This window comes from Streptomyces sp. NPDC056883 (assembly GCF_042788835.1).
In the GTDB taxonomy this organism is placed as follows: domain Bacteria; phylum Actinomycetota; class Actinomycetes; order Streptomycetales; family Streptomycetaceae; genus Streptomyces; species Streptomyces stoeckheimensis.
Genome location: NZ_JBHUBS010000026.1, coordinates 37,169 through 49,527, shown reverse-complemented (window position 1 = coordinate 49,527; position 12,359 = coordinate 37,169). Strand labels below are relative to the sequence as shown.

The 12,359-nt window shown below is 72.6% G+C and carries 8 protein-coding genes; all 8 read right to left on the bottom strand.

What is annotated here, in order from left to right; all coding sequences use genetic code 11:
* Positions 1-146: 146 nt before the first annotated feature.
* Positions 147-1,304, bottom strand: a complete 1,158-nt coding sequence (gene ispG / locus ACFRU2_RS38205) for a flavodoxin-dependent (E)-4-hydroxy-3-methylbut-2-enyl-diphosphate synthase (RefSeq protein ID WP_243337575.1) — start codon at positions 1,302-1,304, stop codon at positions 147-149.
* A 198-nt stretch (positions 1,305-1,502) separates the two neighbouring features.
* Positions 1,503-2,804: a M50 family metallopeptidase gene (locus ACFRU2_RS38200; protein WP_382980922.1), complete on the bottom strand. Its 1,302-nt coding sequence runs from the start codon at positions 2,802-2,804 to the stop codon at positions 1,503-1,505.
* A complete protein-coding gene (gene dxr / locus ACFRU2_RS38195) occupies positions 2,801-4,054 on the bottom strand; it encodes a 1-deoxy-D-xylulose-5-phosphate reductoisomerase (protein ID WP_382980921.1) in 1,254 nt (417 codons plus the stop codon). Before dxr ends, ACFRU2_RS38200 begins: the two co-directional genes overlap by 4 nt.
* Before the next feature lie 20 nt (positions 4,055-4,074).
* Positions 4,075-5,394, bottom strand: a complete 1,320-nt coding sequence (locus ACFRU2_RS38190; RefSeq protein WP_382980920.1) for a hypothetical protein — start codon at positions 5,392-5,394, stop codon at positions 4,075-4,077.
* 116 nt (positions 5,395-5,510) lie between these two features.
* On the bottom strand, positions 5,511-7,481 hold the full coding sequence (locus ACFRU2_RS38185; RefSeq protein ID WP_382980919.1) for an acyl-CoA dehydrogenase family protein: 1,971 nt from the start codon (positions 7,479-7,481) through the stop codon (positions 5,511-5,513).
* Between the two features lie 99 nt (positions 7,482-7,580).
* The gene (locus tag ACFRU2_RS38180; RefSeq protein WP_382980918.1) at positions 7,581-8,384 is read right to left on the bottom strand and encodes a thioesterase II family protein; all 804 of its coding nucleotides are present in this window, start codon (positions 8,382-8,384) and stop codon (positions 7,581-7,583) included.
* A 127-nt stretch (positions 8,385-8,511) separates the two neighbouring features.
* Positions 8,512-9,957 (bottom strand): aldehyde dehydrogenase family protein, encoded by a 1,446-nt coding sequence (locus tag ACFRU2_RS38175; RefSeq protein WP_266904043.1) that lies wholly within the window; start codon positions 9,955-9,957, stop codon positions 8,512-8,514.
* A gap of 693 nt (positions 9,958-10,650) precedes the next feature.
* A complete protein-coding gene (locus ACFRU2_RS38170) occupies positions 10,651-12,231 on the bottom strand; it encodes a PucR family transcriptional regulator (protein WP_382980917.1) in 1,581 nt (526 codons plus the stop codon).
* Positions 12,232-12,359 lie beyond the last annotated feature (128 nt).

Sequence of the window (12,359 nt, the reverse complement as noted above, 5' to 3'; positions counted from 1 at the left end):
CCATCCCGCCCCGGTTTTCCTCCCCCCTCCTTTTCTTTTTTTTCTGGGTCGTCCCCTCCCCCCCCCCCCCCCCCCCCCCGACCCCCCCCCCCCCCCCCCCCCCCGGGCCCGTCACGCAGGACCAGCGGGAAACTACCGGCGGGACACTAGACGCCGATCGCGACGGTCGGCTCGCCCGACATCACGCCGTCCTTCTCCATCTGCTCGGCGATCTTCATCGCCTCTTCGATGAGGGTCTCGACGATCTTCGACTCGGGAACGGTCTTGATGACCTCGCCCTTGACGAAGATCTGGCCCTTGCCGTTGCCGGAGGCGACGCCCAGGTCGGCCTCACGGGCCTCGCCGGGGCCGTTGACGACGCAGCCCATGACCGCGACGCGCAGCGGGACCTCCATGCCCTCCAGGCCCGCCGTGACCTCCTCGGCCAGCTTGTAGACGTCCACCTGGGCGCGCCCGCAGGACGGGCAGGAGACGATCTCCAGACGGCGCGGCTTGAGGTTCAGCGATTCCAGGATCTGGATGCCGACCTTGATCTCCTCCACCGGCGGGGCCGACAGGGAGACGCGGATGGTGTCGCCGATGCCCTCGGAGAGCAGTGCGCCGAAGGCGACGGCGGACTTGATCGTGCCCTGGAACGCCGGGCCGGCCTCGGTGACGCCGAGGTGCAGCGGGTAGGTGCACTGGGCGGCCAGCTGCCGGTAGGCGTTGACCATGACCACCGGGTCGTTGTGCTTGACCGAGATCTTGATGTCGCTGAAGCCGTGCTCCTCGAAGAGGGAGGCCTCCCACAGCGCGGACTCGACCAGCGCTTCGGGAGTGGCCTTGCCGTACTTCTTCAGCAGTCGCGCGTCGAGCGAGCCGGCGTTGACGCCGATCCGGATCGGGGTGCCGGCGTCCTTGGCGGCCCGCGCGATCTCCTTGACCTTGTCGTCGAACTGCTTGATGTTGCCCGGGTTCACGCGGACGGCGGCGCAGCCCGCGTCGATCGCGGCGAACACGTACTTCGGCTGGAAGTGGATGTCGGCGATGACCGGGATGTTCGACTTCTTCGCGATCACCGCGAGCGCGTCGGCGTCGTCCTGCGTCGGGCAGGCCACGCGGACGATGTCACAGCCGGACGCGGTCAGCTCCGCGATCTGCTGGAGGGTGGCCCCGATGTCGGAGGTCCGGGTGGTGGTCATCGACTGCACGGAGATTTGGGCGTCACCGCCGACGGCCACCGAGCCGACCTGGATCTTGCGGCTGACCCTGCGGTCGGCGAGCTTCGTCGGCACGGCCGGCATTCCGAGAGAGATGGCAGTCATCTGCTGTGCAACCCCAAGGGTGTGGATATAGGTGCCGGGATCGGCGGTCCCCAGCGTCCGAGATTACGCCAACCGGCCCGTCTCCCGCGCATCGCAGGGGGTGTGCCACCCGAACGTAGGGAGCCGGGCACGATGCGTGCCCGGCTCCGGTCCCCGTGCGGTAGGGGTGTCCCGTACGACGATCAGCCGATCTTTCGATCAGGTGATTTTGATGGGGTTGACCACGTCCGCGGCCAGCACCAGCAACGTGAAGCAGAGGAAGACCCCGGCCACCACGTACGCGGCGGGCATCAGCTTCGCCACGTCGAACGGGCCCGGGTCGGCGCGCCGGAAGACCCGGGCGAAGGCCCGCCGCACCGACTCCCACAGGGCGCCCGCGATGTGACCGCCGTCGAGCGGCAGCAAGGGCAGCATGTTGAACAGGAAGAGGGAGAGGTTGAACATGCCCAGCACGTTCAGCATGATCGACATCCGCTGCTCGCTCGGGATGTCCAGGGTCGCGATCTCCCCGTTGATCCGGGCCGCGCCGACGATGCCCATCGGGGAGTCGGCCTCCCGCTCGGCCCCGTTGAAGACCGAGTTCCACAGGGCCGGGATCTTGCCCGGGAGATCGGCCAGGCCCTGCACGCTGCTCTGGACGACCTCGCCGACCCGCTCCGCGGACTGGGTGAAGGTGAGCGGGGCGATCACGGACTTCGGGCCGACGCCGAGGTAGCCGGCCGAGACGTACTCGCCCTTGACGTAGCCGCCGTGGCCGTCGGTCTTGCCCACGCGGTTCTCCACGAGGCTCGCGTTCAGGGTGACCTTCTGCCCGTCGCGCAGGACGGTGAGGGTGGCGGGTCCGATGGTGTTCCGGATGTCCTTCTGGAGGGTGTCCCAGTCCTCGACCGGCTTGCCCTGGAAGGCCACGATCTTGTCGCCCGCCTTCACGCCCGCGGCCTTGGCCGGGGCCGCCGGGTCGCCGGCCTTGCAGGTGTCGCGGTTCTCGCTCTGCTTGATCACGCAGTCGGTGACGGTCTGGACCTGGGTGGTCGTCTGCTGGACCCCGAAGGTCATCCACACACCGAAGAAGATCGCCATCGCCAGGACCAGGTTCATGAACGGACCCGCGAACATCACGATCACGCGCTTCCACGGCTTGCGCGTGTAGAAGAGCCGCGATTCGTCGCCCGGCTGCAGTTCCTCGTACGCCGCCGAGCGCGCGTCCTCGATCATCGAGCGGAACGGCGACGTGGAGCGGGCGGTGACCTTGCCGTCCTCGCCCGGCGGGAACATCCCGATCATGCGGATGTAGCCGCCCATCGGGATGGCCTTGAGCCCGTACTCGGTGTCGCCCTTCTTGCGCGACCAGATGGTCTTGCCGAAGCCGACCATGTACTGGGGCACGCGGATGCCGAAGAGCTTGGCCGTGGAGAGGTGGCCGAGCTCGTGCCAGGCGATGGAGAAGAGCAGCCCCACCACGAAGACGAGCACGCCGATCAAGGTCAGCAGTAGGGTCATGCGCGCGCCTCCAGGGCGGCCCGTGCCGCCATCTCCTGTGCCCGGGCCCTGGCCCAGGTCTCCGCTTCAAGGACGTCCTCGACCGTGAGGGAAGTTCCCTTGGCCGGGGTCCCGTGTTCATCGACCACGGCAGAGACCGTATCCATGATTGCTGTGAACGGGAGCCGACCGGCCAGGAACGCCTCTACGCACTCCTCGTTCGCCGCATTGAACACGGCGGGCGCGGTACCGCCCAGGGTGCCGACGTGCCGGGCCAGGCCCACCGACGGGAAGGCCTCGGTGTCCAGCGGGAAGAACTCCCAGGTGGACGCCTTGGTCCAGTCGAAGGCGGTGGACGCGTCCGGGACCCGCTGGGGCCAGCCGAGGCCGATCGCGATCGGGCCGCGCATGTCCGGCGGGGTGGCCTGGGCCAGCGTGGAGCCGTCCGTGAACTCCACCATGGAGTGCACGTACGACTGCGGGTGGACCACGACCTCAATCCGCTCGAAGGGGATGTCGTAGAGCAGGTGCGCCTCGATGACCTCCAGGCCCTTGTTGACCAGGGTCGCCGAGTTGACGGTGATCACCGGGCCCATCGCCCAGGTCGGGTGGGCCAGGGCGTCCTCCACCGTGACCGAGGCCAGCTCGGCGCGGGTGCGGCCGCGGAAGGGCCCGCCGGAGGCGGTGACCACGAGCTTGCGCACCTCGGCGCGGGTGCCCGCGGCGAGGGCCTGGAAGAGCGCCGCGTGCTCGGAGTCGACCGGGATGATCTGGCCCGGCTTCGCCAGGGCCTTCACCAGCGGGCCGCCGACGATCAGCGATTCCTTGTTCGCGAGGGCCAGGGTCCGCCCGGCCCGCAGCGCGGCGAGGGTGGGCGCGAGGCCGATGGAGCCGGTGATGCCGTTGAGCACGGTGTGGCACTCGGAGGCGGCGAGTTCGGTGGCCGCGTCCGGGCCGACGAGGATCTCGGGCAGCGGCTCACCGGCACCGTACTCGGCGTCCAGCGCCTCCTTGAGGGCCGGTACGACGTCTTCGCGCGCGACGGCCACGGTGTTCACGCGCAGCAGCCTGGCCTGCTCGGCCAGCAGCGCGACCCGGCCGCCGGCGGCGGACAGGGCCGTGACCCGGAACCGGTCCGGGTGGCGCAGGGCGAGGTCGATGGCCTGGGTCCCGATGGACCCGGTGGAGCCGAGGATGACGATGTCCCGACGGCCGGCCGCGGGGTCGAAGAGGAGGTGCGGATCGGCGAGGGGGGATGGGCGGTCGCTCATGGACCCATTGTTGCCGCAACTCAGGGGCGCCCGGACACGGAGCCCCCCTCCGTTACCCGAAGGAGAAGGTGCGGGAGCGTCCCGGCGAAGTCCGGGAGGGCACGGGCCACCCGCCACCAGGCGTCCGGATCGGAGCCCAGGGCCAGCGCGAACAGCCGGTCGGCCTCGGCCCGTGCGGCGAGCACCGGGGCGGGCGGCTCGTGGCGGTCGGGGTGGTCCACCTCACCCAGCCAGTGGTCCTCGTCCAGGGCCCAGCAGGCGGGCGCCTTGTGCCGGATCACGTCCTCGCCGGTGAGGAGCCCGCGGGCGAGGCAGTCGCGCACCCACCGGATGTCCTCCTGGGCGCACTCCATGGGCACCGCGAGGCTGGCCAGTGCCAGTTCGCGGTCCACGCCCGCGACGGGCTCGGCGGTCCCGGGGGCCACGGAGCGCACCGCCTCGGCGAGCCCGGGGACCGGTGGTCCCGCGGCGGGCTCCGGCAGGGTGCCGCGCACGATCCGGGCCACCAGGACCGGCAGGGTGCCGGAGAAGGCGGGGGCGTGGCGCAGCAGTTCCGCCCAGAGCCGGGGGTCGTCGCGCAGGGGGCGCAGCGCCCGGGCGACGGCCGTGCGCATCCCCGTCCGCTCGGGCAGGGTCCAGCGCAGGCCGCGGGCCCCGGTCAGGTCGGTGAGCAGCAGGGTGCGGTGCGCGGGGGCCACGTGGGCGACGAGCTCCTCGTGCGTGACCCGGCCCATCCGCACGGCGCGGACGGCGGGCCGGTGCCAGGAGGGCTCGTCCGCCGCCGCGGCGGCGAGCAGCCCGTGGACGGTCTCCCGGGGCAGGTCCTCGACGAGCAGCAGGGCTTCGACGGATCCGGCCGGCAGCGGCCGGCGGAGGTGTTCGGCGAGCAGCAGCTCCGGGTCCGGATGGTGGCGGAGCGTCAGGATGTCCAGCGGTACCCGCGGCCCGCGCCGGCCGTGCCGGCGGAGCAGGCCTATGAGCTCGGCCGCGCCGAGCAGCTCCTCGCCGGCCTCGCGGCCGAGCTCGGTGCGGAGCACCGGCAGGAGTTCCGGCGGGGTCCGGCGGCGGGCGTACCGGGCGGGCCCGGGCAGGCCGGGCAGCGGCCGGCCGACGACGCGGGGGTTGCGGGCGACGTAGGCCCGGTCGGCCGCGCTTCCGTGGCGGAGCAACAGGGTGACGGTCGAGGCCGCCAGCCATTCGTCCCGGCACAGGTACTTGAAGGCGGGCTCGTCGAGCCGGCCGATCATGTCGGTGACGACGTGGTCCGGTGCGTGGCGCAGCAGGTGCGCCACGCACCAGGCCAGCCGTCGGCTGGTGCGGTCTTCCTCGGCCGTCGGCATCGTTCTCGTCCGCCTCGCGCTGTGCTCGGTACGCGTACCCGTACTCATACCCGTGGTCGTACTCGTACGCGTACTCATCCTCGTACGTCTCTCCGACGTCCGGCGATGATTGCAGGTCAGCGCAGCGGCCGGTGGACGTTTTTGCGGGTTGAGGGGCCGGGGGCGGCATCGGCGATCCACGGGCCGTCGCCGGAGGGGTCGAGGATGCCCTCCTCCAGCCAGGTGTAGGTGCCGGACAGGACGCCGGCCACGACCTTGCGGTCCAGGTCGTCGGTGTTGTCCCAGAGCCGCCCGAAGAGCTCCTCCACGCGGAGCCGGGACTGCCGGCAGAAGGCGTCGGCCAGCTGGTAGGCCTCGCGGCCGTGCTCGCCGGAGGCCCGCAGGTGCTCGGCGCGCACGCAGGCCGCGCTCATCGCGAAGAGCTCGGCGCCGATGTCGACGATCCGGCCGAGGAATCCCTGCTTGGTCTCCATCCGGCCCTGCCAGCGGGACATCGCGTAGAAGGTCGAGCGGGCGAGTTTGCGCGACCCGCGTTCGACGTAGCGCAGATGGGTGGCGAGGTCGGGGTGGCCGCTCGGGTGGAAGGCCCGGTAGGTGCCGGGGACCTGGCCGGCGCCGGTGGCGAGCTGCGGCAGCCAGCGGGCGTAGAACCCGGCGGCGCGGGCGCCCGCCTTCGCCTTGTCCCCCAGGGCCTTCTCCGGGTCGATCAGGTCGCCGGCCACGGACAGGTGGGCGTCCACGGCCTCGCGGGCGATCAGCAGGTGCATGATCTCGGTGGATCCCTCGAAGATCCGGTTGATGCGAAGGTCGCGGAGCATCTGCTCGGCCGGGACGGCCCGCTCGCCGCGGGCCGCGAGGGACTCGGCGGTCTCGAAGCCGCGCCCGCCGCGGATCTGGACCAGCTCGTCGGCCATCAGGCAGGCCATCTCGGAGCCGTAGAGCTTGGCCAGGGCGGCTTCGATGCGGATGTCGTTGCGGTCCTCGTCGGCCATCTGGGAGGCCAGGTCGACCACGGCCTCCAGGGCGAAGGTGGTGGCCGCGATGAAGGAGATCTTCGCGCCGACCGCCTCGTGCCGGGCGACGGGCCGCCCCCACTGTTCGCGTACGCCGGACCATTCGCGGGCGATCTTCAGGCACCACTTCCCCGCGCCCACGCACATGGCGGGCAACGACAGCCGGCCGGTGTTCAGCGTGGTCAGCGCGATCTTCAGCCCGGCACCCTCGGCGCCGATGCGCTGGGCGGCCGGGACCCGGACCTGGTGGAAGCGGGTCACGCCGTTCTCCAGGCCGCGCAGGCCCATGAAGGCGTTGCGGTGCTCGACGGTGATGCCCGGCGAGTCGGCCTCGACGACGAAGGCGGTGATCCCGCCGCGGTGGTTCTCGCTCTTGGGGACCCGGGCCATGACGACGAGCAGATCGGCGACGACCCCGTTGGTGGTCCAGAGCTTCACGCCGTCCAGGACGTACGCGTCCTCCCCGTCCGGGACCGCCGTGGTGGCCAGGCGCGCCGGGTCGGAGCCGACGTCCGGCTCGGTGAGGAGGAAGGCGCTGATGGCGGTGGTCGCGCAGCGCGGCAGGTAGGCGTCCTTCTGCTCCTGGGTGCCGAACATCTTCAGCGGCTGGGGCACGCCGATCGACTGGTGGGCGGAGAGCAGGGCGCCGATGGCCGGGCTCACGGAGCCGACGAGGGCGAGCGCCTTGTTGTAGTACACCTGGGTGAGGCCGAGGCCCCCGTACTTCGGGTCGATCTTCATGCCGAGCGCGCCGAGCTCCTTGAGCCCGCGCACGGTCTCGTCGGGGATCTTCGCCTCGCGCTCGATGCGCGCTCCGTCGACGGAGGTCTCGCAGAACTCCCGCATCCGGGCCAGGAAGGCCTCCCCGCGCCGGACGTCCTCCTCGGCGGGGAGCGGGTGGGGGTGGATCAGGTCCAGCCGGAACCGTCCGAGGAACAGCTCCTTGGCGAAGCTCGGCCGCTGCCAGTTCTGTTCCCGGGCCGCTTCCGCGACCTGCCGTGCCTCGCGCTCGGTCACCTTGGGCTGTGCGGGCTGTGCGGGCGGGACGGGCTGTGCAGGCTGTGTTGCGGACATGAGCGGGCTCACCTCGCCGCCGAGAGAGGGGGTGCTTACCGGTCGGTGCTACCAGTGAGTCGTACCCGTTCGGGGCGGCGGGGAAGCTCCCTCGGTATCTCAGGCATCCTGACGGGCCACGGCCAGACGGGCGACCTGCTCCGCATGGGGGACGAGGTAGAAGTGGTCCCCCTCGAAGACGTGGGACGTGAAGGCGCCCGTGGTGACCGTCGACCACTCCTGTGCGCCCGCGGTGACACGGGGGTCGCGGTCACCCGTGAGGGCCATGACGCCTGCCCGCAGCAGCGGAGACTCCTCGCGGCGGCGGTAGGTGTCGATCAGGTGGAAGTCGTTGCGCACGATCGGCAGGAACAGCTCGCGCAGGTCCGGGTCCTGCCAGATCTGCACGTGGGGTCCGCCGAGCGAGGTGACGGCCGCGATCAGCTCCTCGTCCGTGCGCGGAGCGGCCGGAGCGGTCGGGGCGGCGGGCCGCGGCGCGAGTGCGCGGCCCGAGACGCACAGGCGCGTGACGTGGTCCGCCCCCGCGGCTTCGAGGCGCAGGAGGGTCTCGTAGGCCACGGCCGCGCCCATGCTGTGGCCGAGGAACACCGTGGGTACGGGAGCTTCGGCCAGGAGTGCCTCGGCGATCTGCGGCGACAGCGCGTCCATCGTCGGGATCAGCGGTTCGTCGATGCGGTTCTCGCGCCCCGGGTACCGCACGGCCACGACGTCGACCGAAGGCTCCAGGTGCCGGTGCCAGTCACGGAAGAAGTTCGCGCCGCCGCCCGCGTGGGGGAAGCACACAAGGCGCAGGGCGGGGGCGGCGGTGGGGCGGTGGCGGACCAGGTAGGACACGTGCGACTCGATTCGTCGGCCGAGGATCGTCTCGCCCAGCGTTGCGCAGCCGCTGACCTGGGCGCTCACGACCCTGCCACACGGGGGCCGCGGCCGGTGGCCCCGGGGCCCCCACGGCAACCCACGACAAAAGGAGACGGCCGGAGCCCCCGCACAGTAGGCTCCGGCCGTCGGCTTGGTGGCCGTACGAGTTCGGTCAGATGTCGAGGCCGCTGAGGACCAGGACCCGCTCGTAGGTGTAGTCGTCCATGGCGTAGCGCACGCCCTCGCGGCCCACACCGGACTGCTTGACGCCGCCGTAGGGCATCTGGTCGGCACGGTAGGACGGGACGTCGCCGACGATCACGCCGCCGACCTCCAGCTCGCGGTGGGCGCGGAACGCTGTCTGGATGTTCCGCGTGAAGACGCCCGCCTGCAGACCGAACTTCGAGTCGTTGACGGCGGCGAAGGCCTCGTCGGTGTTCTCGACCCGGCGCAGGGTGAGGACCGGTCCGAAGACCTCCTCGGTGGCGAGGGTGACGCCCTCGGGCACCTCCGCGACGACGGTGGGCTCGTACGAGGCACCCTCGCGCTTGCCGCCCGTGAGCAGCTTGGCTCCGGCGGACACGGCCTCGTCGACCCAGGACTCGACCCGCTTGGCGGCGTCCTCGGAGACGAGGGGGCCGACGTCGGTGGCGGAGTCGTTCGGGTCGCCGGTGACCTGCTCGCGGACCTTGGCGACGACCTTCTCGACGAGGCGGTCGTAGACCGTCGCGTCGGCGATCACGCGCTGCACGCCGATGCAGGACTGGCCGGCCTGGTAGTTCGAGAAGGTCGCGATGCGGGTCGCGGCCCAGTCGAGGTCGGCCTCCGAGGACCAGTCCTCCAGGACCACGGCCGCGGCGTTGCCGCCGAGCTCCAGGGTGCAGTGCTTGTGGGGCACGGCCTGCTGGATGGCGTAGCCGACCTTGTCGGAACCGGTGAAGGAGATGACGGGCAGGCGCTCGTCCTTGACCAGCTCCGGCATCTTGTCGTTGGCGACGGGGAGCACGGACCAGGAACCGGCCGGCAGGTCGGTCTCGGCGAGCAGCTCGCCGAGGATCAGACCCGAGAGCGGGGTGGCCGGGGCCGGCTTCAGGATGATCGGCGCGCCGACGGCGATGGCCGGGGCCACCTTGTGGGCGCACAGGTTCAGCGGGAAGTTGAAGGGCGCGATGCCCAGGACCGGACCCTTGACGAAGCGGCGGGTCAGGGCCAGGCGGCCGACGCCGCCGGCGTCGGTGTCCAGGCGCTGGGCCTCTCCGCCGTTGAAGCGGCGGGCCTCTTCGGAGGCGAAGCGGAACACGGACACCGCACGGCCGACCTCACCGCGGGCCCACTTGATCGGCTTGCCGTTCTCGGCGGAGATCAGCAGTGCGATCTCCTCGGTGCGCTCGGCGAGCCGGCGGGCGACGTGGGCCAGGGCCTCGGCGCGTACGTGGGCCGGGGTGGCGGAGAACTCCGCGGTCACGGCGTACGCGGCGGCCACGGCCTCTTCGACCTGGGCGTCGGTCGGGACGCTCACGGTACCGACGAGGCGGCCGTCCCACGGGGAGTGGACGTCGAAGCTGTCGTCGCCCGTGGCCTGGCGGCCGGCGAGCCAGAAGGCGTGGGTGGAAGTCATGCTGATCCCGGCCCTTCGGAGTGTGTGCGGTGGGTCCTTGTCCCCTCCACCGTAGGACTCCGGCGGGGTTTCGGCGTTTGTCCGGGGTGGAGTACGTGCGTGGCGCGGCGCGCCGCTTTGTCAGTGTCGGGGTGGCCGCCGCCCATGCGGGGCCCCGCCGGGGGCGCGTACGGGACCCCGGGCGGCCCCGGCTGCGCCCCGGGCGGCCCCGGCTGCGCCATGAGCCGGCCCGGCTGCGCCGGAAGGGCGGCCGCTGCGCGGGGCGAAGTCCCCTACCCGCCCTTCGCCCGTTCCCCGGGCTGCGCCCGGACCCCTCCTGGGGCTCCGCCCCAGACCCCGGTCCTCAAACGCCGGACGGCTGAAAAGCCCCTGGGGCTCCGCCCCAGACCCCGCGCCTCAAACGCCGGCGAGGCTGGATTTAGCCGGCCGCAGCCCGCACGTGAACGTCGACGGTCCGCGAAATCCAGCCCCTCCGGCGTTTGAGGAGCGGGTCCGGGCGGAGCCCGGGGAACGGTGGAAGGGCGGGTAGGGGACCTCGCCCCGCAGGGCCGACCCAGCCGCACCCGCCCACCCATCCCCGCCGGGACGGCAGTGGCGGGCACGCCGACCGGGCCACCGCCGGACGGAGTCCGGCGCAGCGCGACGAAGCCCGCGCAGCGGTGCGAGGAGCGCGTCAAGAAGGGGAGGAGCGCGTCAGGAAGGGGCCGCGGTGGCCTTCAGGGCGAGCCACAGTTCCATGCGGACGTCCGGGTCGTCCAGGGAGCGGCCCAGGATCTCCTCCACGCGGCGCATGCGGTACCGCAGGGTGTGGCGGTGGACGCCCAGGTCGGCGGCGGCCGCGTCCCACTGGCCGTGGCGGGAGAGCCAGGCCTGGAGGGAGGCCACCAGGTCGCCCCGGCCCTTCTCGTCGTGCTCGCGCAGCGCCCGCAGCGTGCCGTCCGCGAAGGCCCGTACCGCATCGTCGGCGAGGAGGGGGAGGACCGAGCCCGCGGCCAGGTCCTCGTGTTCGACCATGGGGCGGCCGCGCCGCCGGGCCACGGCCAGGGCCTGGTCGGCCTGTTTGAAGGCAGCCGCCACGCCGGAGGCCGCCGCGGGCGCCGACAGGCCGAGGACCAGTTCGTCCGGCTCCGGTTCGGCCGACTCCCGGCCGCGGCGCGATTCCAGGGCCTCCGCGTGTTCCACGCAGGCCTGTACCGCCGAGCCCCCGTCGGCCGCCAGGACCACGAGCCGGCCGGGCTCCGGCACCACGAGCAGGGTCTCCCCCGTGCGCGCCGCCGCCGATTCCACGGCGTCGGCGAGCATCGCCAGTCCCTCCGGCTGGGCCGTGCCCGCGAGGGCGGGTTCCGCCACGAGGATCCGGAACGGGGCGTCGAGCAGGGCCCCGTACAGGTCCCCGGCCACGGCCTGGGCGTGCTCCGCCTGGCCGGCGAGCAGCATGCGCAGCACGGCGGCGCCGAGCCGGGACTCCGCGTCGTGCAGGGAGCGGGAGCGTTCGGTGGTGAGGGTCAGCAGGGCCACCGCGGAGTGGACGGCGTACCGCTCCGCCGTGCCGAGCGGGGCCCCGGTACCGACCGCGAGGGCTCCGCGCGCCCGCCGCCCCGTGCCGAGCGACTGGAGTTCCACCCGGTCCTCGGAGCCGCCGACCACGGCGCTGGCCGGCGCCGGCCGCTCGCGCAGCCGTTCCACGTCGGGGGTGAGCCGGGCGGCCCGGCGCGCGGCCCAGTCGGGGGCGGCCGCGACGACGGCGCCCGAGGTGTCGTACAGGGCGGCCCAGCCGTGCACGTGCGCGGCCAGCTTCGTCAGCAGTTCGGCGGGCCCGTCGGCGGACAGCGCGGCCCGGGTCAGCTCGCGCTGCGCCTCGAAGCCCGCGGTCACGGCCCGGTACTGGTCGGCGGCGAGGGCGGCGGAGACGGCCTTGCTGATGGCGAGGAACGGGGTGCGCCGGGGCACCTCCAGCAGCGGCAGGTCCTCGGCGGTGGCGGCTTCGACGAGCGCCTCGGGCACGGCGTCGTAGTTCACGCCGATGGCGAAGCCGATGCCGACGACCCCGGCGGCCGCGAGCCTGCGCACGTAGCGCCGCATCTCCTCGGGGTCCTCCGCGTCCAGCTTCATCGCGGTGATGAGGAGGAGCTCCCCGCCCTCCATGTACGGCACGGGGTCGGCGAGCTCACTGACGTGGGCCCAGCGCACGGGCGTGTCGAGGCGGCCCTCCCCGGCCCGGACGCTGAGTTTGAGCGCCGAGTGCTGGACGAGCGAGGCGAGGGTGAGCGGCATGGGTACCGGGGCGCCTTAGGGAGAGGAGGGGTGCGGCGGCGAGGTGCCGACGGAGGATTCTCGCCGTGGACCACCCCCGCGGTTTTCGCCGTGTCGTACGAACGGCTCCCTTGATTCTGCCATCCCGT

Excerpts from the sequence above, each read along its gene's own strand:
- ispG (WP_243337575.1), bottom strand. The coding sequence starts at position 1,304 with ATGACTGCCATCTCTCTCGGAATGCCGGCCGTGCCGACGAAGCTCGCC.
- ACFRU2_RS38200 (WP_382980922.1), bottom strand. The coding sequence starts at position 2,804 with ATGACCCTACTGCTGACCTTGATCGGCGTGCTCGTCTTCGTGGTGGGG.
- dxr (WP_382980921.1), bottom strand. The coding sequence starts at position 4,054 with ATGAGCGACCGCCCATCCCCCCTCGCCGATCCGCACCTCCTCTTCGAC.
- ACFRU2_RS38190 (WP_382980920.1), bottom strand. The coding sequence starts at position 5,394 with ATGCCGACGGCCGAGGAAGACCGCACCAGCCGACGGCTGGCCTGGTGC.
- ACFRU2_RS38185 (WP_382980919.1), bottom strand. The coding sequence starts at position 7,481 with ATGTCCGCAACACAGCCTGCACAGCCCGTCCCGCCCGCACAGCCCGCA.
- ACFRU2_RS38175 (WP_266904043.1), bottom strand. The coding sequence starts at position 9,957 with ATGACTTCCACCCACGCCTTCTGGCTCGCCGGCCGCCAGGCCACGGGC.
- ACFRU2_RS38170 (WP_382980917.1), bottom strand. The coding sequence starts at position 12,231 with ATGCCGCTCACCCTCGCCTCGCTCGTCCAGCACTCGGCGCTCAAACTC.